This window comes from Asticcacaulis aquihabitans (assembly GCF_032490435.1).
Lineage (GTDB): Bacteria > Pseudomonadota > Alphaproteobacteria > Caulobacterales > Caulobacteraceae > Asticcacaulis.
Window position 1 is genome coordinate 1,236,804 of record NZ_JAVGWM010000001.1, and the last position, 25,510, is coordinate 1,262,313.

Below are 25,510 nucleotides of genomic sequence, written 5' to 3' on the forward strand. Positions count from 1 at the left end.
TGCCAATGCCCAGACTATCCAAGTTTCACTGCACGCCCCATGACACGGGCGCGCCTTGCGATTGCGGGCTTGATCGCCGCTGGTTCCTGGGCGGTCTTGGTGCTGCCGCCTTCGCCACCACTGCCTGGCAAGGCGCAGCCATGGCTGCCGACGCATCGGTTAACCTGGCCAAGGTCGCGACGCCATCCACCTCCTATAATTCCGGCGACACCAAGGTCGGCGCGCTGAACGACGGTAATACCCCGGCCAATTCCGCCGACGCCGAAAAGGGCATGTACGGCAACTGGCCCAAGACCGACACCCAGTGGGTGCAGTACGACTGGAGCCAGCCGGTCACCACGAACAAGGTCGAGGTCTATTGGTGGATCGACGGCCAGGGCGTGGGCGCGCCCAAGGCGTGGCGCCTGCTGTACTGGGACGGAAAGGCCTTCGTGCCGGTGGCCGCCGCCCGCGGTTACGGTGTGGCAAAGGACGCCTTCAACGCCGTCACCTTCACGGCGGTGAAGACGGACAAGCTGCGCCTGGAAATCGTCTCCGACGGCACACTTTCAACCGGCATATTGGAATGGCGGGTATGGAGCGACGGCGTCATTCCGGCTTTCGCCCCGGCCGTAGCGGCAGGGATCGACCGGACCGTGATTCTGGGCGGCAAGACCTATCTGATGGGCAAGGCCGACTGGCTGACCTCGACGGCCGACGCGGGTGTATTGTGGCGCAAGCTGTCCGGCCCCGGCACCGTGACCTTCGCCGACGCCGCCCAGGCCGATACCACGGCGACCTTCTCCGCGCCCGGCATCTATGAAGTCGAACTGGCGGCGAAGTCCGGCGGCAAGGTTTCGACCTCGACACTGCGCGTCCATGCCCAGGCAGGACCGCCGGCCGAGCGGCTGGATGTCGTCTACACCAAGCGCTACAGCATCGACAGCCCGCTATGGAATGCTCGCGCCAGGGCGCTGATCGTCAACTGGATTCCGCACGTCATCGACTATTGCGAACGCACGGATCTGAAAATCGGCAATGGCGGCATCGACAATTTCATCGAGGCCGGAAAGGCAAACCGCGGCGAACCGCACGCGCCGCATAAGGGCTATGTCTTCTCCAACGCCTGGGTCGTCGAATCGGTCGAGGCCATGTGTATCGCCCTGATGGTCGATCCGCAGGGTGACACCGAGATGATTGCCGCCCAGGCCAAGATGCACGCCACGCTTGAGCGCTGGATTCCGATCATTCTCGCGGCACAGGAAAGCGACGGCTATCTACAAACCGCCAAGACCTTGTCGGCGCCCGGCGAATGGGATGAACGGTGGTCGCCGGATCATCGCGGCAACCACGAAGGCTATATCGCCGGCTATTTCATCGAATCGGCCATCAACCACTACACCCTGACCAATGGACAGGACCTGCGCCTGTACAACGCCGCCAAGAAATTGGCCGATTGCTGGGTGGCCAATATCGGCCCGGGCAAGAAGGAATGGTTCGATGGCCACCAGGAAATGGAACAGGCGCTCGTGCGCTTCGGCCGTTTCGTCAATGACGAAGAAGGCCAAGGCCGCGGCGATGACTATATCCGCCTGGCGCGGTTCCTGCTGGAATCGCGTCGCGGCGGCCAGGAATACGACCAGAGCCACCTGCCGCCGATCAAGCAGTATGAGGCCGTCGGCCACGCCGTCCGCGCCGTCTACTTCTATTCCGGCATGGCCGACATCGCCGCGGAAACGGGTGACGTCGATTACCAGAGCGCCGTCATGTCGTTGTGGGACAATATGGTCAACCGCAAATACTATGTCACCGGCGGTATCGGCAGCGGCGAAACCTCGGAAGGCTTCGGTCCAGACTACAGCCTGCGCAACAACGCCTATTGCGAGTCGTGCTCCAGCTGCGGCCTGATCTTCTTCCAGTACAAGCTCAACCTGGCCTATCACGACGCGAAATATGCCGACCTGTATGAGCAGACCCTATATAACGCCCTGCTGGGCAGCGTGGACCTGGACGGCAAGAGCTTCTGCTACACCAATCCGCTGATCAATACCGAGCGCACCCTGTGGCACGTCTGTCCCTGCTGTGTTGCCAACATCCCGCGCACCCTGTTGATGCTGCCGACCTGGACCTACGTGAAGGACAAGGCCGGGCTTTACGTCAACATGTTCGTCGGCAGCAAGATCATGGTCGAAAAGGTCGCCGGCACCGATGTCGAAATGGTGCAAAAGACCGATTATCCATGGAGTGGCGCGGTGTCGATCACCGTTAACCCCAAGGAAAGCAAGACCTTCACTGTCAACGTCCGCATTCCGGACCGTACCACCAGCGCGCTGTATACCGCCGCCCCCAAGATCAGCGGCGTCAAGGTGTTCAAGGTGAACGGCCAGGTCATCACGCCAAAGATCGAAAACGGCTACGCCGTGGTTACCCGTCAATGGAAAGCCGGCGACCGCATCGAACTGGAACTGCCGATGGCGCCGCAACGCATCCACGCGGATCCGAAGATCGAAGCCGATCGCGGCAAGGTGGCGCTGGGTTACGGCCCTCTGGTCTATAATGTCGAGCTGGCGGACCAAAAGAGCATCGAACAGCCGCTGAGCGCTACCCCGATCACAGCCGAATGGCGGCCGGATCTATTGGGGGGCGTGGTCGCCCTGACCGGCAAATGGGCCGATGGATCAACCCTGCTGGCCATCCCGAACTTCGCCCGCATGAACCGGATCGGCGCGGCGGCGGAAATCGGCGCGGGTGATGTCAATTACGCCCCCGGTACGGTTCAGGCCGCTCAGGCCGAAGTGGGACCGCGCCGGCATTTCACCGGATTGCAGTCCCAGGTCTGGATCAGGGACCAGAAGGCCTAAATCGCTATTTGTAGCGCGTTGAGCACAAATCCCCCTCTCCCCACATGTGGGGAGAGGACGGGACCCGAGCGCTGCGAGGGCGACCGGGTGAGGGGCCCGGTGGCCATTGCAAACAGCCCCTCCCCGATCCCCTTTTGCAGGAATTACGCCAAATCCGCCCGGAGGGTCATTTGCTGACCGCCGGGCGCGAACACCGCCGTGTCGCCCTCCAGCCGGACAGCCTTTCCACTGATGCGTACGCTCTTGAGGCGCTTGCCCTTCGGCAGACGGATGCGCAAACGCACCTCTTGCGGTCTGGCGGCGCCATGGAGCGCAATCGTCCCGGTGACGACGCGGGCCACCATGTCTCCCTTAAGGCTGAGATCGACACGGCCCCAACGCGTCGGCGCGCCGGTGATCGCGATCGGCTGGCCTAAGGCGAACCAGTCGCGCGGGATTGCCCGGCCGAGATATAGGGTCTCGCTGTCCGACGCTTCGAAGACCAGCATCCACCGCACCAACTTCGGAATCGTCAGTTGCGCCGGAACGCAGTACAGCGGCAGGCCGCCGTCAATATCCGACACTTCCCCCGCCACCCATGTGCCCGGCGTGTGCGAATGATAGCGGTGCGAATAGAGGAACAGGAGATATTCCTCGATGCGGTCGCTGCGCAGCAATTGCTGAGCATAACCGTAGGAAATGAACCCCAACTGGCTGCGTGAGGTTTCGTTCGCCGGGGCGATATTGGCGACGACGCCGATACAGGTCCCGCCATGGCCGCGTACGCCATCGATCACCGTTTGCGCCAAGTCGTCGGGCAAAACATCCGCATGGAGCAGTTCGGCATAGACGCGGTGCGCCCAGCCCTGTTCGGTGCGCTGCTTCTTTTCGTGGGCTTCGGCATAGGCTTCGCGGTGGGTCAGCCGCGTGCCGGGCAGGACCGCCAGATAGGGCGGCGTGAGGTCGGTGCGCACACTGGCCCGCATCGTCTTCACAAGCTGCGCCTGCAACCGGTCGGCGCGGACGGACACTTCCGGCAACGGGTCGCGCGATATCAAGGGCCAGACGCGTGCGATGTCCCGCCAACCCCGCACAGCAAACGCGGAGTTGTTCCAGTAGGGTTTCCACCACAGGCTGGGATCGGGATGAAGACAGGCATCCGACTCACTCCAACCGTCGATCAGGCCGAAGCCAGGATCGCCTGCCGGCTTTTTCAGACTAAGGTCGTGCAGTTCGGTCAGCAGGGTGACGGTATTGGCGATCTTGCCCGCGTGCCGGTTCAGCGTCGCAGCGTCGCCCGTATAGGTCAGGTATCGGGCCAGCAGGCTCAACGTCAGGCCGAATTGCGGTACTTCGGGTCCGCGCATGTTGATCATGCCGTCTGGCGCAACGAACTGATCGAAATAGTTGTCGATCACGGCCTTCGCCTGACCGAAGCGCCCCCACTCGAGATTGGCATAGAGGGACGAGGTGAAGATGTCCTGGAAGCCGTCATATTCCGGTCCGAAGTAGTCGCGGTCGACCACCCCGTATTTCGGATAGGTGCCGCTGGGGCGGGTGATCAGTTCCTTGACGAAGGCATGGCTGACCATGTCCGACAGCGCCCCATCCGGCAGACTCACGGAAGCCTGATCCCTCACCTCCGTGTGCCAATAGGCGGCGAAATCGAACAGGGCCTGATAGAATTGGGCCGCTTCCGGTTCCTCGCGCCGGGGTGGGAACGGCGCATAGGAATAGCCGAAGCGCGTCTTGACTGGCTTGCCATTGTCATATTGCACCGTGCGGTGCCAGGTCTGGACCAGCAGCGGGTCGCTTGCCTTGACATCGGCGAAGACAATCAGGTCGTAATAGCGGCTATCCGACACCTGAATGATCTTGTGGATCGCCGGCAGCCAGCCGCCGAGGAGCCCCTCCCAGCGGGTCTTCGCCACGGCGTCGCCCTGCAATTCCGGGAAATCATGTTCTGGCCGGTAGCCGCGCGTCCGCCCGTTGGGAAAGACCGGCATGGTGTCGCCCTGCTGGCGCGTGCCGACAAAGTTGGTCCAGGCCAGGCGGGTATAGAGACTTTCCGGCGTGAAATTCCAGCCAAGCGGCGGCGCTGCGCGGCGCACCTGCTGCGGATCGGGATCGCCGCCGCCCGCCAGCAGTGTGTCGGCCAGGAGATCGGCGTCAGCCAGACAGATGTCTTTCAGCGCCAGGCCCAGATAGCTTGGCGTAATGTCATCGAAACAGGCTTCGAGCCGTTTGCCCAGCACAAGCGCCTGTCCGCCGGATACGAAGGTAATGGGCCCATCGCGACGCGTCTGGTCCTCATAGACGGTCCAGTCACCGAACCGCGCCACCTCGGCGTGGCCCGCCATATCGCCGGCGGGGGTCAGTTTCGGCAAGGCGACGGCTGGCGCGGCTACGGCCGTGGCGGCAGCGATGGTTGACCCAGTGAGAAAGGCGCGGCGGTCAAAGGCAGGCATGGGGAGGCTCCGTAAATACAGAAACGGCGCCGCCGGAAACCCGGCAGCGCCGCTCGATCATCAGGCCAAGACGTCAAGGCCACTGTTTGAATAGACAGGATACTCAATCATAAAACCGGAGCGAAACGCGGTGTCCATCTCGGGTCGCTTCGCTCCGGGTTAGACGTTCTGCTGGTTTAGAACGCCGAGGAAATGCCAATGAACAACATGCGGCCGAGCGGGTCGTAGGTGCTCGGATAGGTGTTGCCATTGCCGTTAGTGACAAGCAGACCACCCATGATGGCGGGCGGGTTCTTGTCAAAGACGTTGTTGATACCGGCGCGCAGGACCAGGTCGTGCGGCAGGTTCTTGGTGATCGCCAGATCGATGTAGTTATAGGCCTCGATCTTGGCATTGATGACCGACTTGGTGCCCGTCAGGTATTGATCGTCGGTATTCGTCGCCAGATCGACCTTACCGAAGTAGCGCCAGTTGACCGAAACCGTGGTCGGTGCCCACGCATGTTCACCCGGTACGTTCCAGGTGGTGCGCAGATTGTGGCGCCACTTAGGCTTGGGCTGGCCGCAGGTGCCACCGTACAGGCCGGTGCAGTCGTAGGAACCCAGGCCAGGCAGAACTTCGGTTTCCAGCGAGTTCAGATAGGTGCCAACCAGGCTGAAGGTGACACCGCCATAGTCCTTGCCGAACAGATTTTCCGTGGCGAGGTTATAGGTGGCGCTCACGTCGAAACCGGTCGTTTCAAGGAAGCCGGTATTGACATTGGTCGAGATGACGTGGCCGCCAGCCTTGTTGTACCCGAACAACGCACCCGTTTCCGGATCGCGATGGACCAGGCTGCAGTAGAAGGTGTTGCCGGTCGTGAGACATTGCGACAGGGAAACCGACGGATCGACCGAGCCAATGTAGCCATCGATATGGATCTTGTAGTAATCGACGCTAACGGCCAGCGGGATATTGCGCGGCGTGAAGACAAAACCGTAGGTCGTGGTCTTGGCTTCTTCCGGATTGAGGTTTGGATTGCCGCCGCTCAAAGCCGTGCCGGTGTCGGCCGGCGTCGCTTCGATCGACTTGTTGACATACTGGTTATGAGTCACGCCCGTCAAAGCGCATTGTGCTTCGGTGGCGGTTTGGGTCGCACCCGCGCACGGATCGATCAGGCCGACATTGCCAACACCCTGAGCCGCGAAGAGCTCGGTGATATTAGCGGCGCGCATGGCCTTGTTATAGCTGGCGCGGAACTGAATATCGCTGGTCGGCGCGTAGCGACCTTCAATCTTGTAGGTTTCGGTTTTCTTTGACGAGCCTGAGGTTGAAGATGACGATGCCGAATAGTCGGACGTCCGGTAACCGAGCCCCAGGTTCAGCAACTTGATCCAAGGCTTGTCGTTGACGACGGGAACATCCAGTTCGGTGAAGTATTCGCTGACGGAAACCTTGCCGTCGGCGTTGACAGTGCCAGCGACCAGTTGGGTCTCATCGTATTTCGCATCATAGGATTCGCGGCGTTTTTCACCACCGAGCACGAGCGCCACGCCGCCATCTGCCCACGGCGATTGCACACCGTACTTGCCGAGGTCGCCGGTGACGAAAGCGTTGAACACGTTGATCGTCTGGGCGATATGCGTGAAGGTTGGCGCATAGATGTAGTTGTAACCCGCAGCGTCAGGTCCCTTCGCCGAAAAGACGTCGATCGGCTTACACAGCGGATCAGAGCCATCAACAACGGATTTACAGGTTGCCACGCCATTGACGTTTACAACCTGAAGGGCCTTGGCGGCCTTGTCCTGGTTGATGTCGTTCTGATAGTTCGATTGCGCCGTCGTGCTGGCGTACATGTAGTTGGCGTCATACGACCAGACATCGTTTATGGCGCCGCGGAAGCCGCCGGCAAAGCGATAGTTGGTGTGACGCATGTCGTTACGGCGCGGCGCACCGGTCGCCGCACGGTACACAACCTGGGTGCGGGCATCAGCCGTCGAGGTCGTGGATCCGCACAGAATAAGCTTTTGTGCATCGCTCATCAGGGGGTTGTCGCAGTTGACGGTGAAGGGGCGTCCGGACCAAATGGCCGACGGCGCAACCTGGCTGATGGAATGGTCATCCATGAACATGGCGCTGCCATAGGCTTCGACGTGTTCATTAAACTTGTAGTTCACGAACGTACCGGCCTGGTACCGCTCGGAATTGCGAAGCGTATAGTTGTCCGGCGCGTAGTTATAGTTGAAGCTGGAATCGTTGGTGACCCAGGTCTTGGTGCCGTCCTTGGAGTTGGCGAAATCCTTGTTGGCGTTCGGACCGGTCAAGGGGCGGAAGCGGCCATAGGCGTGGTTGCTCGACCCGCCGCAACCGAATTGCGAACCACTGTCGTCCGCGAAGACCAGGGCGCAGTTCGAATAGTCGCGGGAATCCTGGCGCACGGCTTCCATCTTGCGATAGCCGAAATAGCCGGTGATATTACCCTTGCCACCATCGATGTCACCGCCAGCGGCAACGTTGAAGTCGTATTTCTGACCGTCCCAGACATTCTTGTCGGCCAGCTTGATACCGGCGGCAGATTGAACGCCGCGCAGATAATCGTCGTCATTGGTATGCTGGTAGATGCTGTACTGAGCGTCGACGCGCAGACCGTTCAGCTTCTTGCGCATGATGAAGTTGACGACACCCGACATGGCGTCCGACCCATAGACGGAAGACGCGCCTCCCGTCAGCACGTCCGTACGTTCGACCAGAGTTGACGGTATAAAGTTCAGGTCAACACCGAGGGTCGGCAGGAAACGCTGGCCGTCGATCAGAACAAGCGAGCGGTTGCCGCCCAGGCTGCGCAGGTTCACGCCCGCGGTGCCGTCCGAATTGTTGGACTGGTTTTCATTGTTGCCGGCTTCGATCTGCGGCAAGCTTTTCAGAAAGGTATCCACCGCGATAGCGCCCTGGAGTTTGACCTCCTTGGAATCGACCGAGGTGATCGGCGATGCGCTCTTCAGATTGGGGCGGCGGATACGCGTACCCGTCACAACCACTTCAGTGGCAGCCGACGCTTCGGGCGCCGGGGCTGCTTCGCTCTGAGCGAAAGCAGGCATCGTCAGGCAGGCAGTTCCGAGCGCGGCCACAGCGACCCCGGTCATAATCAAGGCTCTTTGTCTCGATGTCATGGTGAATCCCTTTTCTGTTTAGGTCGTCTTGACGCACGGTACACGCCGCCCGCACGCAATAAATTTGACCGGGATGAAAAAAACACCGATGAAAGATGACGTCAATTATAAATTATACGATTTCATGACATAAAGTATACGAAAGTGACGATCCTGTGTCAGGTGATGCTTTTATGTCATGCTTCTCCGCGCTAAGCTGGTGGCAATTGCCGCGAAAGAGCCTTTATGACCGTTGTCACCGCCTATACCGCCGTTACGCCTGAGCGCTTCGCCACGGAGATTCGCCCATTAGGCCGCCCGGCCATCCTGAAAGGCGCGGTCGCCGAATGGCCCGCCGTCGTCCGCGGCCGACAGTCCGATGATGCCTTGATCGACTATATCGCGAGTCATGACACGGGTCAGGTCGCCGGCGTCTATGTCGGCGCACCAGAAATCGCGGGACACTTTTTTTACGGCGCCGACACCCGTTCCGACAATTTCCGTTACGGCCCCGCCCCCATCCCTCAGGCACTTGATCGCCTGAGACAGGAACGCAATAACGACCGACCGCACGCCGTGTATGTACAATCGGCTGAAATCGGCAAGCATATGCCGGGCTTCGGCGCGGAAAACCGCCTCGATCTTTTGCCCGACGTCGCGCCACGTATTTGGATCGGCAATCAGGCGGTGACGCGCGCCCACTACGACCTGAACTACAATATCGCCTGTGTCGTTGCCGGCCGACGACGGTTCCTTCTCTTTCCACCCGACCAGGTTACCAATCTCTACCCGGGCCCGTTCGACCGTACGATCGGCGGCGTACCGGTCAGCATGGTCGATGCGTCAAATCCCGACCTTGACCGGTATCCGCTATTCGCCGAAGCGCAGAAGACGATGGTAACCGCCGATCTCGAACCCGGTGACGCTATCTATATCCCCTACGGATGGTGGCACCAGGTGCACTCCCTGTCGGCCTTCAATGTGCTTGTGAACTACTGGTGGGACGACGCAGCAGGCGCCGCGTCGCCTTATGATGCGCTGTTTCACGCCATATTAGCTATCCGCGATCTGCCGCCGGATCACCACGACCTGTGGCGTGCCCTGTTCGACTACTATGTTTTCGATCCGGCCGCGCTGTCCCATCTGTCCGAGACGGATCGCGGGACGCTTGGTCCCATGACGCCGGCGCTGGCCAGGCGCATAAAGCAATCCCTGGCCAGATCTCTTGACGTGAACAAGGTTGACCCTTAGGCGGCAGTCCCTACCGCCGTGGCGGTAAACAGCTTCACGCCGAAGACCGGACCGGCAGTCTTGCCTTCCTTCGGGTCGAACTTGATGGTGATCTTCGCCTTGCCCTTGGTCAATTCCAGTGGGATCGGATAATTGACATCGATCCAAGCACCGGGCTGACGGCCGGTCAGGCGTTCATGCCCGATGGCCACGCCATCGACCAGAATGTCGAACACCCGGTTGTTTTCCGATCCCCAATAGGTCGCCTGCAAAATCAGCGGCCCCATCTCCTTGCCGTCGCGCTGAGTCTTCATCTCGAACGAGAAGAAGCCACGTGTCCGGGCGTCACGACCTTGACGACCGCGATACACCACGGGATAGGAAATTTCCGATTGCAGGTTATGGTCGCGTTCGGGCTGCATTTCCCCCAAGTGCATGACATCGACAGATCGCGCGGCTTCGTCTTTCAGGCGCACCTGCTCGGCACGGTAGGTCACCTGGGCATCGGCCCACTCGGCATCGGTATATTTGCTGAAATAGACGGCGTTGCGACGCTCATACTGGGCATAAAACGGTTTGAACGTCATATCGCCAGGTCGGCCAATGCCATTGCTGCGATAAACCGCCTGCTCCACCGAGACCGGCGTTATGGCGCCCAGCAGATCGGCCCCGACCAGGGCCGGCGCATCGCCTTCCCACTTATCATCGACCGCGCCGAGATCGGCCGCCATGACCAGCGGGCCACGCATCAAGGCGACGACCTTTTCATCGCCGGCGGTATGTTCGAAACGCAGATCGAGCGGCAGGTCGAGCGTGACTTCGTCGCCGGCGCGCCACTTGCGGCGGACAAGGGCGTAGCCATTGGCCGAGGTTGCCAGAGCGGGCTTGCCATTGACGCGAATGGTCGACGTCTTGGCCCAGGCGGGAATACGCAAGGCGACCGTGAAGATCTTGGTGCCCGACAATTGCCCCAGCTTCAACGCCACATGCCCTTCGTACGGATAGCGCGTCGTCAACTCGAACGAGGCCTTTTGGGCCGCCCAGGTCATCTTCGACGGAATATACAGGTTAACGAACAGCGTATCGCCCTGCTGCCAGTAAATGCTGTCGCCATGCTTGGAATGGCTTTCAATGCCCGAAAGGACGCAGCACCAGAAGTCGTTGTCAGGCGACGAATATTCGCGCGCAGTACCCGACATCAACGGCATCATGTAGGTGAACATGCCGGTCTTAGGATTCTGGTGCGCCAGGATATGGTTGAGGTGCGCACGCTCATAATAGTCGAAATAGGAGGCCTGAGGCGACCAGCTATACAGATGACGCGTCAGCTTGAGCATATTGTAGGTATTGCAGCTTTCGCAGGTCTGTTCGGTGATGTGCTGCGCAATGGTATCTGGCTCGAAGAAATATTCGCGGTCGGCATTGCCACCGATGGCGAAGCTGTGATGCTGGGTCACGCGCTGCCAGAAAAAGGAGGCAGCGTGGCCATACCGTTCCTCGCGATTGATTTCATAGATGCGGGCCAGACCGACCAGCTTCGGAACCTGGGTATTGGCATGATTGTTGGCCAGCGCGTCGCGGCCTTCGACCAGCGGATTCAGCATGCGCTCATCATAGATGCGTATCGACAGGGCCAGCCAGCGCGGATTGTGTGTGCGCGTATACAGTTCGGCAAACGATTCATTGATGCCGCCATATTCGCAATTGAGCAGCTTCTGCGTCTGTTCGGGGTCAAGCGCCGCGAAGACCTTTTCAATATAGGCGCCGAAGCCTTCAGCCACGGCGATGGCCTTCTTGTTACCGCAGTATTTGTCGGCGTCGAGCAGGCCCGCGAACAGCTTATGCAGGCTATAGAGCGGCGACCACGCGCCGTTGAGATCGAACCCCGCCGAACGGATATCGCCCGCCATGACTTCGGGGAAGATCTCCTTGCCGTCAACCAGGCTGCCGTCCTTGCGCTTGCGCATGATGGCGCCGGTATAGCCGTCGCCCTGCGCCGCCTGTACCTTGGCCAGCTCGTCGACAATATAGTCGACACGACGCTTGCATTCCGGATTGCCTGTCTGTGCGTACATCAAGGACAGAGCGCTCAGGTAGTGCCCCAGCCCTTCGCCCGCGATGGTGTCGGCTTCCCAGCCACCATAGATTTCGCCCTTGACCGGCAGCCCCGCGAACTTGTGATAATTGTGCAGGAAACGGTCCGGCGACAAGAACATAAGATATTTGGTGTTGGCCTCGATGGCGTCGAGGAAGGGCGACGGCTTCAGGCGCACGTCCTGCATCGGAACGGCCTCGGCGACGATAGGGCCTTTAGGGGGTGTGGCGGCGAAGGCAACACCGCCCACGGCGCTCAAAAGGGTGCCGGCGGCAGCGCCACGCAACAGGAAACGACGGTCGATATTGGCATTCAAGCGGGTCATAATGGCCTCGTTTTTCATTCGTCCGGGGATTGTCGCAAAATGATTATACTGTATACAATATATGTGCAACTCCCCAAATAAGGTCAAATCCGATGAAAAAGCTTCTGCGCGCCACCGCTTTCCTGCTCGTCACAACCTCGGTGCTGACCTCACCCGTCCTGGTCGCCCCGGCCTTTGCCGACCCGGCGACGGATGCGAAGTTTCAAGGCATATATAAGACGGAATGGGACTGGCGCCAGAAGACCGAGGCCGCCAATGAAGATTCGCCGTCAGGGGATGTTGCGGCCCACCTGCCCGATGTTTCCAAAAAGGCGCAGGATGCCAAACTGGCCCGTTGGCGCGACGTGCTGAAGCAACTGGATGGCGTTGACCTCAAGGCCCTGTCACCGCGCGAGGCCGAGAATTATCAGGTCTATCGCTTCCAGATCGAAACCCTGATCAAGAGCCAGGAGTACAAGATCTATGAGCGTCCGTTGAGCGGCGACACCTCGTTCTGGGGCGATCTGGCCGGGATGGCGCGCGGCACTTTCCGCACCGAAGCGGATTACCGCAACTATATCAGCCAGCTCAACGACATGCCGCGCTATTTCAAGGACAACAGCGACAACATGCGCGCCGGCCTGAAACGCGGCTTTACCCTGCCGCAGATTTCATTGCAGGGCCGTGACGCCACAATCACCAGCGTACTCGACGCCAAGACCGTAGAAGACAATATCTATTACCAGCCGTTCAAGGACATGCCGGCCACCATTCCGGCGGCGAAGCAGGCCGAACTGCGCAAGCTGGCCGCCGAGGCGATCACCAGCAAGGTTCTGCCGGCCCACCGCGACCTGCTGAAATTCATCCGCGACGACTATATTCCGGGCGCCGCCAAGTCCATCGCCGCCTACGACCTGCCTGACGGCAAGGCCTTCTACCAGGCCCAGGTGCACGAATACGCCACCGTCGATATGACGCCGGAACAGATTCACCAGATCGGCCTGGACGAAGTGGCCAAGATCAAGGCCGAAATGCTGGCCATCAAGGAAGAGGTCGGCTTCAAGGGCGACCTGCCCGCCTTCAATAACTTCCTGCGCACCGACCCGCAATTCTATGTCACCAAGCCGCAGGACCTGTTGGACCGCGCCGCCTGGACCGCCAAGGAGTTCGATGGCAAGGCCGCGCAATATTTCGGCCGTATGCCCCGGTCACGCTTCGCTATCATCCCTGTCGCGCCAGAACTGGCGCCCTTCTATACCGGTGGACGCGGCGGCCCGAGCGGATACTGGGTCAACACCTATAACCTGCCCGCCCGCCCGCTCTATTCGCTGACCGCCCTCACGCTGCATGAGTCCGCGCCGGGCCATGCCTGGCAGATGCCCCTGGCGTCGGAAAACAAGTCGCTGCCGCCGTTCCGCCAATACACCTACATCTCGGCCTATGGCGAAGGCTGGGCGCTGTATTCGGAACGCCTCGGCGTCGAAATGGGCATGTACCACACGCCCTATGAACGCTACGGCATGCTAAGCTACCAGATGTGGCGCGCCTGTCGACTGGTCGTCGATACCGGCATCCATGCCAAGGGCTGGACGCGTGAACAGGCGCAAAACTATCTGCTTGAAAACACCGCCTTGTCGAAGCACGAAGTCACCACCGAGGTTGACCGGTATATCGCCTGGCCCGGCCAGGCGCTCAGCTACTATCTCGGCGAAATGGCCATCTGGAAGGCCCGTCACAAGGCCGAAGCGGCGCTGGGCGAAAAATTCGACATCCGCCAATTCCACGATGCCGTGCTTGAACTGGGGTCCGTGCCCCTGCCCGTGCTCGAGGCGCGTATCGATCGCTTCATCGCCGATGGCGGCAAGGGGCCCTATGCCGACGAAGAGTAGTGGATATTACGGGGCAGCCATATCCCCTACTTGGGCCCTTGCTTTGGCCTTGGCCTGCGTTACGCCGGCAACCGCCAATGAGGCGGATCGGGCAGCCATGGCGGGGGCGGAAATCCAGGCATTCGATGCGCGGATGATCACCCCGCCACCCTCGTGGCTGGGGCTCAATCCGTTTTACCAAAAATACGCCGACGCCGGCGGCATCCCGATCATAGGCTCGCGCAATGTGCCCGACGCGGGCATATTGGTAGCACGCGATATCGTGCTCTATATGCTCTCTGAACGGCCCGATATCCGAAACCAGCTGATCCGCGAAGGCGCGCGCGTCGGCATAATGGCGATAGACGAAACCACGACTGACCTGCCCGAACAAAGCGATTGGAAAAAACCGGCCATAGACGACCCGCGCCTGTCGAAATGCGATGTACGCGACTACGCGAAAACCATCGGCTTACAAAGCGACCGTGACTATTGGGCTCAGCGGGCGCGCGGCATGGGCGGCATCTACACCACCGGTGCGGCGGAAAACATCCTGGGCGTGCCACAGACACGCTATTACGGCGAAAACATTCTGGTCCACGAATTTTCGCACAGCATATTTGGCGCCATCCGAACCGCGGACCCTGCCCTGGCGGCGCGTGTCGAAACCACATTCGCCCATTCGAAGGAAAAGGGCCTGTGGGCTGGTGCCTACATGGCGCTCAATGTCGAGGAATATTGGGCCGAGGGCACGCAGTTCTGGTTCAATTCCAACAAGGCCTACATCACCGACGCCATCACCATCGTGAACGCGGACGATTTCAAGGCACGCGACCCGGAGTTCTTCGCCATCCTGTCAGAGGTCTATCGCTGGGATCATCGCATTCCGGCCGACGTCTATTATATGCACCCTGCCCGCATGAACAGCATGCACATCGACCTCGATGCCGGCGGCAAGGTCAAGGACGACTGCTATTCCTGACGTCAGTCAGATAACACCATATCAACCAATCATTGCGCCGTCACGTCTGTGGGAGGTATAGAGATGCCTGGGGTGCGGCCATTGAGGCCGCATCGATTCAACAGGGGCTTGTCGATGACCATAAAGAAATACACAGCAGAGGCGATCGGGACATTCTGGCTAACGTTTGGGGGCTGCGGCAGTGCAGTCATCGCCGCAGGCTTACCGAACATCGGCATCGGTTATTTGGGTGTGTCTCTTGCCTTCGGTTTAACCGTAGTCACAATGGCCTATGCCATCGGGCATATTTCGGGGTGTCACCTCAACCCTGCGGTTACCATAGGATTGGCGGCCGGCGGCCGCTTCCCCGCCAACCAGATCCTTCCCTATGTGGTCGCCCAGGTTGTCGGCGGCCTGATTGGCGGCGCCGTCCTCTACGTCATCGCCAGCGGTAAAGCCGGTTTTGACGTTGCCGGTGGTTTTGCATCTAACGGATATGGCGACCACTCGCCCGGACACTATTCGCTGCTGGCCTGCCTTGTGGCCGAGTTCGTGCTGACCGCTCTATTCTTGTTCATCATCATGGGCGCCACGCATGGCAAGGCCCCGGCGGGTTTTGCGCCTCTAGCAATCGGGCTTGGACTGACCCTCATTCACCTTATCAGCATCGATGTGACGAACACGTCGGTTAACCCCGCACGCAGCACCGGCGTGGCCATATTTGCGGGCGGTTGGGCCTTACACCAACTTTGGCTTTTCTGGCTCGCCCCGATTGCTGGCGGCGTCTTCGGTGGCGTGACCTATCGCTGGCTCAGTTCGGAACCGAGCGGCCAGGTCGTCGGGTCGGGACCGGCTGAGTAACAGCAGTTAGCGACCGCTTCATCACCGATGGCGGCAAAGGCCCTATGACGGGCAAAACTGAAGCGCCTTTTGTAGCGGGTTACATCATAAACTTAGAGCTCGGGCTTGATCCAAATAGATCGGGACGAGCTCTATACAAAAATCTTACCTCAGCCTGATCTGGGCCTTAAGCTATTGAGAAACCCTGCACTAGATAAAATATTTACCTAAATCTGGCACGCTGCATCAATTGGGGCTCATTTACCCACATTGTTAAGCTTACCTGAGACAGCCTTGAAAAAAATTGACACCAAACACTTACTGAACGTAGGTATTATTGTAGCAATTTTTGTAGGCACCGCCACCAATATTGCGGTACTCAGCAACAGTATGCGCCAGTTGCATCATGCCGCCAATGGATTGAGGCAATCAACCCTAGTGCGCGAGAAGATTTTCGCGGCAATTTCCCACACTGTCCTGGTTGAAAACATCCAGCAGCGCTACATTATGACCGGCGATGTTGGGGATGCGGCTGAATATCAAAACGTACGCCACGACGCATACGACAATATATCAGATATCCGGACGGTTATTCAGGCCAAGACGGCCACGAGCAGACAAATTGATCAGGTCACCAGCGTGCTTGAAAGCCGACTGGCAGAGATTGACAAGGCTATGACGCTTGCCACGGCGGGCAAAAAAGCAGCCGCTATCGACCTTATCCAAAAGTCCACAAGCCGACAGTTTATGGAAAAGCGTAAAGCGCTTGTAGCTGGGGTAATTTCCGCGGAACAAGGTCTGACCACCTATCTCGAAAATGAATACGCCAGCGCCTTAAAACAGGCGACTGTATCATTTATAATTTTCATTCTTGAGGCCATTGGCGTCGGGCTTCTTTTGTTTGTGCTTCCACGGCGCGAACTACGCAAACAACAAAGAACCTCTGAACAACTGGCCACCTATGCCAGAGACCTCGATCAGAGCATGGCCGACCTGACCCGCGAACGTAATGAGGTCTCAAGACTGAATAATGCCAGCAATTATCTGCAAAGCTGCAACTCCTTTGCGGAACTGACGGAGGTTGCGGCCCCGCTGCTTGGGCGCCTGTTTGAGGGGAGCGCTGGCGCGCTTCATACTTTTGCACCGTCACGCAACCAGCTGGATACGCTGGTGACCTGGGGCGAGGTCGAATTCGTCCCCTATCTTACGCCACAACAGTGCTGGGGTTTAAGATTGGGCCAAGCTCATGTGCATCACGAAAATGCGCCGACACCCATCTGCAGACATCTGGACGCCTGTAACGGCGCCAATGAAACCCTGTGCCTGCCGTTGATTGCCCATGGCGAGACCTTAGGCTTACTCAGTCTGGTCTACAAAAATACGCAAGCGGTTCAGGCGAGCAGTCCTGACCTGATGCGCTTTGCCGAAATGGTCAGTCATCAAATTGGCCTTACGATCGCCAATATCCGCCTGCGCGACAGCTTGAACGAACAGTCGATACGTGACCCTCTGACAGGCCTGTTTAATCGTCGCTATCTGGATATTGTGGCCGAAAAAGAGATCAGCAAAGCTCTGAGGCATAGTCGCCCGCTGGGCCTAGTCATGTTCGATATCGATCATTTTAAGAAATTCAATGACCTGCATGGCCATTTAGCCGGTGACACCGCCCTGATTGCCGTTGCAAAATTTGCCCAAGCCTACCTGAGAGAGACCGATTGGGTTTTCCGCTTTGGCGGAGAAGAATTCATGGTTCTGATGACTGAAACCCAGGCTAAAGATGCTCTGACGCGGATAGACCAATTACGGGAAGCGATCTCGCAACTGACGCTCAGTCATGAAGGCGTCGGCCTGCCCAATGTCACCATATCCGCCGGATTGGCTATGCTGGAAGATAGCCCCCGCACTACGCAGGCATTGATTGAGGCGGCAGATGCCGCGCTCTACAAGGCCAAACAAACCGGCAGAAACTGCGTAAAGCTGGCAGCCTAATACAAACCTCATGACGTTTGGCCATGACGTGGGTAAGGGCCGCTGCCCGCCGCCTATGCAGCGAGCCATGCGGCGTTTGAAACGAAAAAGCGAATACCAATAAAGTGGTTCTACACCGCGCACCTTGGTATAAGCCTCAGTTTCCACGAAGTGGACTCTAAACCCGGTCTATGGCTTCCTGTGGTTCGGTGAACCATTTCGCGCCGGCTTCCGTGACATACATATGGTCTTCCAGACGCACGCCGAACTGTTCGGGTACGACGATCATCGGTTCATTGGAGAAGCACATGCCGGGCGCCAGCGGTGTCGTGTCCCCCCGCACCAGATAGGCCGGTTCGTGAATGCTGAGACCGATGCCATGGCCGGTGCGATGGGGCGTGCCGGGCAGGTTATAATCCGGCCCCAGGCCATGCTTTTGCAAGATGTCGCGCGCGGCATAATCGACCGCCTCGCACGGCAAACCCATCTCGACCCGCGCAAAGGCAGCGGCCTGCGCTTCCTTTTCGATGTCCCAGATACGTCTTTGATCGGCCGTCGGCTGGCCAAAGCTGTAGGTGCGGGTAATGTCGGAGGTATAGCCCTGAACGTAGCAGCCAGTATCGACCAGCACCAAGTCGCCGTCCGCCAGCGCCTGTTCGCCAGGCAGGCCGTGCGGATAGGCGGTCGCATGGCCGAACTGGACGATAACAAACGAATTGCCAGCGGCGCCCAGCCGGCGATGCGCCGCCTCGATGAAATTCTTCACCTCCGTGGTGGTGATCCCTTCGTGCAGCATCCGCGCCGTCGCCTGATGGACAAGCAAGGTCATATCCTTGGCCTGCTGCATCAGCGCGATTTCCGCCGCCGACTTGTACATGCGGCAGCCATTGATCACTGACGACGCCTCCCGGATATCCAGGCCGGTTTCGCGGCCTAGACGGCTGACCATTTCGAACGACATGGCCGGATCGACGGCGATGACCGACGCGCCCCAGTCGTCCATGGCCTGCCGGATCAGGGCGTGCGGACTTTCATGTTCCTGCCACAGGCGCAGGTCGGCGCTGATCTTCAGGTCGGCTTCAAACGATCCCTGCTCGAAGAACGGGCAGATCATCACCGGATCGCCCGATACCGGCAGCAGCATGGCGACCAGACGCTCCGATGCGCCCCACGGCACGCCGGCGAAATAGTTGAGGCTGGCGCCCGCCCCGACCAACAAGGCGTCCGCGCCCATATCGCGCGTCAGCTTGCGCGCCTTTTCGATCCGCGCGAGACGCTCGGCAACCGTGATCGCCGGTGCCAGTGCGGCGTAGGGTGACAATTTGGCCAGTTCGGCGGCGGGGGTGGAAGAACCGATCATGGGGTGTCCTTACTGAAAACGCTTGAGGTCGAAGTCTTGCGGGCCCTGGCCCGATAGTATCATGGCGGCGACGATTTCACCTGTTACCGCCCCCAGGGTCAGGCCCAGATGCTGGTGGCCAAAGGCATAATAAAGTCCGTCCGAAACCTTGCCTATGGCCGGCAGATAATCCGGCAGGGTTGGACGAATACCGATCCATTCATCGCCTGCCCCCGTGAACGGTAATCCCAGTTCGCCGACATGATGACGCAGGCGCGCCCACTTGCGCGGGTCCGGGGCAGCATCCGGCCGGTTGAACTCGACAAAGCTGGCGGCGCGCAGCCCGCGTTCGAAACCAGTTACGATCATCGAGCGGTCCTCGAACACCACCGGCGGAAAGCCGGACGGCCAGCCATGGTCGCCGCTTTGGATATGGTAGCCGCGTTCGGCGATCATTGGCACCTTGAGCCCCGTCTGCTCCAGCAGTGGCTTCGACCCGATACCTGCGGCGACAATGATGTTATCCGCCATCTCCACGGTCCCGTCCGACAGGCGCACGCTACCCGGCACAAGCGCCACCGCCCGGGCCGTGACGACCACACCGCCGCGCGCACCGAATCGGTCTTCCAGCGTTTCCAGCATACGGCGGGTGTCACTGATCTGGGCGGTACCCGCGAATCGAATCGCACCGTGGATTTTGCGCCGGGTCAGGGCCGATAACTGTGACATTTCGTCCTCGGTCACCGGCCTCAGGCTGGCCGTACCGGTGTCGGCGGACGACCACGACCGCAATCCGCGCGCGGCGCTTTCCGCGCTTTCCCAGACCACGAAATGACCGTCTTCGCGCAGCAGATCCGGCGCACTGATATCCGCTACACGCCGTTGCCATGCCGGCATGGCCTGGGTCAAAAGGCCCTTTAGCGCCGCTTTTCCACGCGCGAACCGCGCCGGTTGCGCCGCCACCAGCAGCCGTAATGAAAACGGCATCCAGGCACCAAAGCCTTGCGGTGGAAGGGAAAGCGCCCCGCCGCGGACAAACCAGCGCTTCCATGCCGACCGCACCACGGCCATGGACGCCAGGGGATCCACCTGCTCTGTAGCAATATGGCCCGCATTGCCATAGGATGCAGAGGTAACGCGGTTACCGTCATCACACAAACGGACCTCATGCCCCGCCGCCTGAAGCGCCAGGGCAATGTTCAAACCGATGACACCACCGCCGATAATAAGAGTCTTAGGGGAGGCACTCATGGTCGCTCATCATCCTTATTGCAATACACCATCGCATATAGTATACGGTATATGTTCTTACGCAAGCTCCAGGAGTATATAGATGAAAATCGATTGGCAGGGCGTGTTTCCGGCCGTAACGACGCAATTTAATGAAGATTTTTCGATCAATGTCGCGGACACGCAACGTGTCGTGGACGACCTGATCAATGATGGCGTCACCGGAATTATCGCGATGGGGACCTGCGGCGAGAACAACTCCCTGACCGCGGACGAAAAACGTGTATTGCTGAAAGCCATTGTGGAAGTCGTCGCCAAGCGCGTTCCGGTCGTCACCGGCGTATCCGAACTGACGACACCTCTGGCGATCGCCTGGGTTAAGGACGCCGAAGCGCTCGGCGCCGATGGCCTGATGCTGCTGCCGGCCATGGTATATGTGCCGAAGACGGCTGAGCTGGTCGAACACTTCACGCAGGTCGCCAACGCCACGTCGCTGCCGATCATGCTCTACAACAATCCGACCGCCTACCGCGTCGCCATCACCAACGAAGCGCTGGAAGCCCTGCGCCCGGTGAAGAACATCGTCGCCGTGAAGGAATCGACCGCCGACACTCGCCGGTTCACCGACATGTACAATGCGTTCGGCGACCGTTACACGGTCTTCGCCGGTCTCGACGACGTTGCCTTCGAAGGTCTGTTGTTGGGCGCCCAGGGTTGGGTTTCCGGCCTGACCTCGGCCTTCCCGCATGAATCCGTCATGCTGGTCAAGGCGCTGAAGGCGGGCGACATCGACACGGCCCGCGAAATCTATCGCTGGTTCCTGCCGTTGCTCCACCTCGATGCCGAACATGATCTCGTCCAGTCGATCAAGCTGGCCGAACAGATCATGGGCCGCGGTTCGGAACGCGTGCGCATGCCGCGCATGCCGCTGACTGGCGCCCGCCGCGCCGAGGTGACCGCGATGGTCGAAAAGGCGGCGGCGACACGCCCCAGCCTCAAGATCACCAAAGCCGCCTAAGCCAAGCCTGTATTAACTGGCATGCAGTCGTGCCTGCCTAGCTATTATTGCCTGAGACAGGCGGTTCGTGTAACGCGGACCGCCTGTCTTCGTCCCGGAGTCTTCCTATGCGCCACACCTTTTTCTGCATCGACGGCCACACAGCCGGTAATCCGGTCCGCCTTGTTGCGGGCGGTGCGCCGCTTCTGAAAGGCACCAACATGTCGGAACGGCGTCAGGACTTCCTGGAACGCTTCGACTGGATACGCACGGGCCTGTGCTTTGAACCGCGCGGCCACGACATGATGTCCGGCGGCTTCCTCTATCCGCCGACGCGCGAAGACACCGATGCCGGCATATTGTTCATCGAAACCTCCGGCTGCCTGCCCATGTGCGGACACGGCACCATCGGCATGGTGACCTTCGCCCTTGAAAACGGCCTGGTAACGCCGCGCACACCCGGCCGGCTCAAGCTGGAAGTCCCCGCCGGTATCATCGACATCGCCTATGCTTCAGAAGGCAACAAGGTCACGTCGGTCCGCATTACCAATGTCCCCGCCTATCTGGCCAAGACCGGCATCGAGATCGACGTGCCCGGCTTCGGGCCCCTCACCCTCGACGTATCCTATGGCGGCAACTACTACGCCATCATTGAACCGCAAGGCGCCTATACCGGCCTCGACGATCTGGGCGCCGCCCGCATCATCGAACTGAGCCGCACAATCCGCCAACTGGTCCGCGACGTCTATGAGCCAATCCATCCGGTCGATTCCACCATCCGCGGCGTCAGCCACGTCCTGTGGGCCGACAAACCGAAATCAGCCGATGCCGATGGGCGCAACGCTGTCTTCTACGGCGAACGCGCCATCGACCGGTCGCCATGCGGCACGGGCACATCCGCGCGCCTGGCCCATCTGCATGCCAAGGGAAAGTTGAAAAAAGGCGACCGTTTCGTCCACGAAAGCTATATCTGTAGCCAGTTCATCGGCCGCGTCGAAGACGAGGTCATGCTCGGCGACCAAAAGGCGATCATCCCGTCGATCGAGGGCTCAGCCATCGCAACGGGTTTCAACAATATCTGGATTGACCGCGACGACCGCTTTTGGCAAGGATTTCAAGTGCTTTAACCAAGCACATCACACGGAAACGATGAAAATACGACGCTTGTCACAAAATGTGTGATTTTTACAGTTGCAACCAGTACTGGTCCCTTGTCACAGAATGAAATGAGTGTCTAGATACTGGTATACTATATAAAAATTACAGCAGGGATTCGACAGACTCCCCAGAGCGGACGACCTTCATGACCCTAGTGGTTCAGACCCTATCCGAACAAATTTTCTCGCTCGTACGCGACCGCATCATCTCGGGCAAGATCCCCGCCGATGTCGCCATTCGACAGGACGCGCTGGCCGCGGAGCTGGGCGTCAGCAAGATACCCTTGCGCGAAGCGCTGGCCCGCCTGGAACAGGACGGTCTGTTGTTGTCCCAGGCCAACCGGGGGTTCTTCGTGCGCCCGCTCAATGCCACAGAGGTCGAAGAGGTCTACGCCCTGCGCCTGAAGATTGAGCCTGACGCGGTCGCCGAAGCCGCGAAGGTCGCGACAGATGCCGACAAGCGCGCCGCCAAGGCCGCGCTCGATGCGCTCGATACCGCCGCCAATACCGACAAAACCCAGGTCGGCCGCCTCAACCGTGCCTTCCACATGTCGCTGGTCCGACCGCTCAACCGCCAGGTCACCATCCAGATCGTCGAGCGGCTGAACATCATTTCCGAACGCTACGTCGGAAAACATCTCGAACCGGCTGGCCGTGACGACCGCGCCCATAACGAGCACATGGCCCTGCTGGAACTTTGGTCGGCAGGCAAGGCAACGGAAGTGGCCGCCCTGATGCATCAGCACATCGCCATGACCCTGGAAGACCTGCGCAAGCAGTTCGAAACTGAAAAGGCGCTTGCGTAAAACGGCCTGGGGTAAGACCGCAGTTTTTTCTTTCCTGTCCGGCGCGTCGCAAAAAAGATGCATTCCGGGGGTATAATTGACTCAACAGCCGGGCAAATCGGCGGAACGAAAACAAGGATGTGACGCACCGGGATCATAAGATAACCAGGTGTCCCATGGGAATTCACGTTCAGTCGCTTTCCGAGCAAATTTACAATATCATTCGCGACCGGCTGGTGTCCGGCACGCTGAGCGCTCATGACGCCATTCGCCAGGACGCGCTGGCCGCCGAGCTGGGTGTCAGCAAGATCCCTATTCGCGAGGCGCTCATTCGGCTCGAAAACGAGGGCCTGATTGTGCTCGAAGCCAATCGCGGCTTTTTCGTGCCGCCACTGACCCTCGAAGAAGCCGAAGACGTCTACACTCTGCGCCTGAGCATGGAACCACAAGCGGTCGGTCTGGCCGCAACGCGAACCACCGAAGCCGACCGGCGTCAGGCGCGGGCGGCGCTCGACGACCTTCAGCACGCGGCGGAGACGAATAAGGCTGAAATCGGCCGGTATAACCGCCTCTTCCACCTGTCGCTCGTCCACCCGGTGCGTAAACCCGTAACCGTCCGCTTCATCGAGCGGCTGCACCTGATTTCCGAGCGCAATGTCGGCGAATATCTTATTCCCGCCGGCAGCGAGGACCAGGCCCATCAGGAGCATGAGATCATTTACGACCATTGGGCCAGCGGACGGGCGGACGACGTCACCGAACTGGTCCATCGGCACATCAATGCCACCTTCCAGGACCTTATTACCGAATACAGCCAGCCCTAAAGCAACCATGAAAAAGCCCCGGATCATCTCCGGGGCTTTCATTTTATTCAGCGGCGCTTCCCTCTTCCCGGCGCAGGCGGCTATGCCAGAACCCGTACGAGAAGTAGACACCGAGACCAATACACATCCAGATCAGGGTAAACAGCTGGCTCTGGATCGGCAGGCTGTAGAAGATGAAGCCGCAGCCGCCAATAGCCACCAGCCCGACGAGCCAGTAGAGCGGCGTCTTGAAGGTCCGCACGGCGTGCGGCATCTTATGGCGCAGGATGATCATCGACAGCGCGACGGCGATGAAGGCGATCAGAGTGCCGGCATTGGACAGGGCCGCGATTTCCTTCAGCGGTACGAAACCGGCGAAGATGGCGACAAAGATACCGGTCAGCAGCGTGATCAGGGCCGGCGAGCCCTTGGAATTGACCTTGGCGACAAAGGCAGGCAGCAGGCCGTCGCGCGCCATGACGAAGAAGATACGGCTCTGACCATACATCATGACGAGAATAACCGATGGCAGGGCGACAATGGCGGCCATGCCGACGAGGCTGGCGACAAGCGGGTAGCCGATGCTGCGCAGGATGTGCGGCAGAGGCTCAGCGCTGTTGGCGATTTCGCGGAAGGGGGCCACGCCCACAGCGACACCCGCCACCAGCATGTAGATAATCGTCGAAACAACCATCGAGCCGATGATACCGACCGTCAGGTCACGCGCCGGGTTCTTGGCTTCTTCCGCCGACGTCGACACGGCGTCAAAGCCGAAGAAGGCGAAGAAAACGATCGCCGCCGCCGCCATGATCCCGACCTTTTCACCGCCCATCTGTTGACCGATAAAGCCATAGGGCGCGAACGGATCGTAATTGCCAGCTTGAATGGCCGGCAAACCGAGGAAGATGAAGGCGCCGAGCGCAACGATCTTGATGATGACCAGTATGATGTTGATCGTGGCGCTTTCGCGCGCGCCGATCAGCAAAAGCCCCATGACGGCGAGCGACACCAGAACCGCTGGCAGATTGACCAGCCCGCCCGCGTGCGGCCCGTTGAGCAGGAAGGCGGGCAAATGCAGGCCAACCCCCTCTTCCAGCCAGCCCACCAGGTGGGCGGACCAGCCAACGGCCACGCTGGAACAGGCCAGGGAGTATTCCAGGATCAGCGCCCAGCCAACGACCCAGCCGGCAATCTCACCGATGGCGGAATAGGTGTAGGTATAGGCCGAACCCGCCGTAGGGATGAGCGTCGCCATTTCCGTGTAGGCCAGGGCGGCACAGGCGCAGACGAGTCCGCAGATAGCGAAGGACAATATGACGCCAGGGCCGGCCAGACCCGCGCCGACACCGGTCAGGGTATAGATACCTGTGCCGATAATCCCGCCTATGCCCAAGGCCATCAAGTGCGGCCAACTCAAGGTCTTGGCCAGCGCCTTGCCGTCTTCTTCCGCCCGGTGAAGCGGCTTTAGTGGTCCAAACAGTCCCATACTCAGTCCCTAAAAATTATATTGGCCACGAT

At 59.7% G+C, this 25,510-nt stretch carries 16 protein-coding genes; 10 read left to right on the plus strand and 6 right to left on the minus strand.

Annotated elements, in window-relative coordinates; all coding sequences use genetic code 11:
* Positions 1-5 precede the first annotated feature (5 nt).
* Positions 6-2,840, plus strand: coding sequence for a beta-L-arabinofuranosidase domain-containing protein (locus RCJ00_RS05820; RefSeq protein ID WP_316220822.1), 2,835 nt, complete (start codon positions 6-8; stop codon positions 2,838-2,840).
* A 143-nt stretch (positions 2,841-2,983) separates the two neighbouring features.
* On the opposite strand, the gene RCJ00_RS05825 is transcribed toward RCJ00_RS05820, so the two are convergent.
* A complete protein-coding gene (locus RCJ00_RS05825) occupies positions 2,984-5,287 on the minus strand; it encodes a Tat pathway signal protein (RefSeq protein ID WP_316220823.1) in 2,304 nt (767 codons plus the stop codon).
* 176 nt (positions 5,288-5,463) lie between these two features.
* Entirely contained in the window at positions 5,464-8,409 is a 2,946-nt protein-coding gene (locus tag RCJ00_RS05830) for a TonB-dependent receptor domain-containing protein (protein ID WP_316220824.1), read from the minus strand.
* Positions 8,410-8,661: 252 nt separating this feature from the next.
* On the opposite strand from RCJ00_RS05830, the gene RCJ00_RS05835 reads away from it, so the two are divergent.
* Positions 8,662-9,666 carry a cupin-like domain-containing protein gene (locus tag RCJ00_RS05835; RefSeq protein ID WP_316220826.1) on the plus strand — a complete coding sequence of 335 codons (1,005 nt, stop codon included), beginning with the start codon at positions 8,662-8,664 and terminating at the stop codon, positions 9,664-9,666.
* Here RCJ00_RS05835 and RCJ00_RS05840 read toward each other — a convergent pair.
* Positions 9,663-12,065, minus strand: coding sequence for a beta-L-arabinofuranosidase domain-containing protein (locus RCJ00_RS05840; RefSeq protein WP_316220827.1), 2,403 nt, complete (start codon positions 12,063-12,065; stop codon positions 9,663-9,665). The genes RCJ00_RS05835 and RCJ00_RS05840 overlap by 4 nt on opposite strands.
* A 92-nt stretch (positions 12,066-12,157) precedes the next feature.
* On the opposite strand from RCJ00_RS05840, the gene RCJ00_RS05845 reads away from it, so the two are divergent.
* The 4 genes from RCJ00_RS05845 (at position 12,158) to RCJ00_RS05860 (ending at position 17,702) form a co-directional block, all read left to right on the plus strand.
* Positions 12,158-13,933 carry a DUF885 domain-containing protein gene (locus RCJ00_RS05845; protein WP_316220828.1) on the plus strand — a complete coding sequence of 592 codons (1,776 nt, stop codon included), beginning with the start codon at positions 12,158-12,160 and terminating at the stop codon, positions 13,931-13,933.
* Positions 13,917-14,894 carry a glycoside hydrolase gene (locus tag RCJ00_RS05850; RefSeq protein ID WP_316220829.1) on the plus strand — a complete coding sequence of 326 codons (978 nt, stop codon included), beginning with the start codon at positions 13,917-13,919 and terminating at the stop codon, positions 14,892-14,894. Before RCJ00_RS05845 ends, RCJ00_RS05850 begins: the two co-directional genes overlap by 17 nt.
* Positions 14,895-15,008: 114 nt before the next feature.
* The gene (aqpZ, locus tag RCJ00_RS05855; RefSeq protein ID WP_316220830.1) at positions 15,009-15,734 is read left to right on the plus strand and encodes an aquaporin Z; all 726 of its coding nucleotides are present in this window, start codon (positions 15,009-15,011) and stop codon (positions 15,732-15,734) included.
* Positions 15,735-16,007: 273 nt separating this feature from the next.
* The gene (locus tag RCJ00_RS05860) at positions 16,008-17,702 is read left to right on the plus strand and encodes a sensor domain-containing diguanylate cyclase (protein ID WP_316220831.1); all 1,695 of its coding nucleotides are present in this window, start codon (positions 16,008-16,010) and stop codon (positions 17,700-17,702) included.
* 157 nt (positions 17,703-17,859) lie between these two features.
* On the opposite strand, the gene RCJ00_RS05865 is transcribed toward RCJ00_RS05860, so the two are convergent.
* Entirely contained in the window at positions 17,860-19,041 is a 1,182-nt protein-coding gene (locus RCJ00_RS05865; protein WP_316220832.1) for a M24 family metallopeptidase, read from the minus strand.
* A gap of 9 nt (positions 19,042-19,050) precedes the next feature.
* Positions 19,051-20,271 carry an FAD-binding oxidoreductase gene (locus RCJ00_RS05870; protein ID WP_316220834.1) on the minus strand — a complete coding sequence of 407 codons (1,221 nt, stop codon included), beginning with the start codon at positions 20,269-20,271 and terminating at the stop codon, positions 19,051-19,053.
* Positions 20,272-20,353: 82 nt separating this feature from the next.
* On the opposite strand from RCJ00_RS05870, the gene RCJ00_RS05875 reads away from it, so the two are divergent.
* From RCJ00_RS05875 to RCJ00_RS05890, 4 genes are all read left to right on the plus strand, one after another.
* Entirely contained in the window at positions 20,354-21,268 is a 915-nt protein-coding gene (locus tag RCJ00_RS05875) for a dihydrodipicolinate synthase family protein (RefSeq protein ID WP_316220835.1), read from the plus strand.
* 107 nt (positions 21,269-21,375) lie between these two features.
* Complete coding sequence (locus RCJ00_RS05880) at positions 21,376-22,374, plus strand: 4-hydroxyproline epimerase (protein WP_316220836.1); 999 nt, start codon at positions 21,376-21,378, stop codon at positions 22,372-22,374.
* 176 nt (positions 22,375-22,550) lie between these two features.
* The gene (locus RCJ00_RS05885) at positions 22,551-23,210 is read left to right on the plus strand and encodes a GntR family transcriptional regulator (protein WP_316220838.1); all 660 of its coding nucleotides are present in this window, start codon (positions 22,551-22,553) and stop codon (positions 23,208-23,210) included.
* A gap of 155 nt (positions 23,211-23,365) precedes the next feature.
* Positions 23,366-24,013, plus strand: a complete 648-nt coding sequence (locus tag RCJ00_RS05890) for a GntR family transcriptional regulator (protein WP_316220839.1) — start codon at positions 23,366-23,368, stop codon at positions 24,011-24,013.
* 43 nt (positions 24,014-24,056) lie between these two features.
* Here the strand turns inward: RCJ00_RS05890 and RCJ00_RS05895 are convergent, their stop codons facing one another.
* Positions 24,057-25,478 (minus strand): amino acid permease, encoded by a 1,422-nt coding sequence (locus tag RCJ00_RS05895; RefSeq protein ID WP_316220840.1) that lies wholly within the window; start codon positions 25,476-25,478, stop codon positions 24,057-24,059.
* Positions 25,479-25,510: the final 32 nt, after the last annotated feature.

Bases quoted from the DNA above. Each gene is read 5' to 3' on its own strand.
- RCJ00_RS05890 (WP_316220839.1), top strand. From the start codon at position 23,366: ATGGGAATTCACGTTCAGTCGCTTTCCGAGCAAATTTACAATATCATT.
- RCJ00_RS05845 (WP_316220828.1), top strand. From the start codon at position 12,158: ATGAAAAAGCTTCTGCGCGCCACCGCTTTCCTGCTCGTCACAACCTCG.
- RCJ00_RS05865 (WP_316220832.1), bottom strand. From the start codon at position 19,041: ATGATCGGTTCTTCCACCCCCGCCGCCGAACTGGCCAAATTGTCACCC.
- RCJ00_RS05885 (WP_316220838.1), top strand. From the start codon at position 22,551: ATGACCCTAGTGGTTCAGACCCTATCCGAACAAATTTTCTCGCTCGTA.
- RCJ00_RS05895 (WP_316220840.1), bottom strand. From the start codon at position 25,478: ATGGGACTGTTTGGACCACTAAAGCCGCTTCACCGGGCGGAAGAAGAC.
- RCJ00_RS05830 (WP_316220824.1), bottom strand. From the start codon at position 8,409: ATGACCGGGGTCGCTGTGGCCGCGCTCGGAACTGCCTGCCTGACGATG.
- RCJ00_RS05840 (WP_316220827.1), bottom strand. From the start codon at position 12,065: ATGACCCGCTTGAATGCCAATATCGACCGTCGTTTCCTGTTGCGTGGC.
- RCJ00_RS05835 (WP_316220826.1), top strand. From the start codon at position 8,662: ATGACCGTTGTCACCGCCTATACCGCCGTTACGCCTGAGCGCTTCGCC.
- RCJ00_RS05850 (WP_316220829.1), top strand. From the start codon at position 13,917: ATGCCGACGAAGAGTAGTGGATATTACGGGGCAGCCATATCCCCTACT.
- RCJ00_RS05880 (WP_316220836.1), top strand. From the start codon at position 21,376: ATGCGCCACACCTTTTTCTGCATCGACGGCCACACAGCCGGTAATCCG.
- RCJ00_RS05825 (WP_316220823.1), bottom strand. From the start codon at position 5,287: ATGCCTGCCTTTGACCGCCGCGCCTTTCTCACTGGGTCAACCATCGCT.
- aqpZ (WP_316220830.1), top strand. From the start codon at position 15,009: ATGACCATAAAGAAATACACAGCAGAGGCGATCGGGACATTCTGGCTA.
- RCJ00_RS05820 (WP_316220822.1), top strand. From the start codon at position 6: ATGCCCAGACTATCCAAGTTTCACTGCACGCCCCATGACACGGGCGCG.
- RCJ00_RS05870 (WP_316220834.1), bottom strand. From the start codon at position 20,271: ATGAGTGCCTCCCCTAAGACTCTTATTATCGGCGGTGGTGTCATCGGT.
- RCJ00_RS05875 (WP_316220835.1), top strand. From the start codon at position 20,354: ATGAAAATCGATTGGCAGGGCGTGTTTCCGGCCGTAACGACGCAATTT.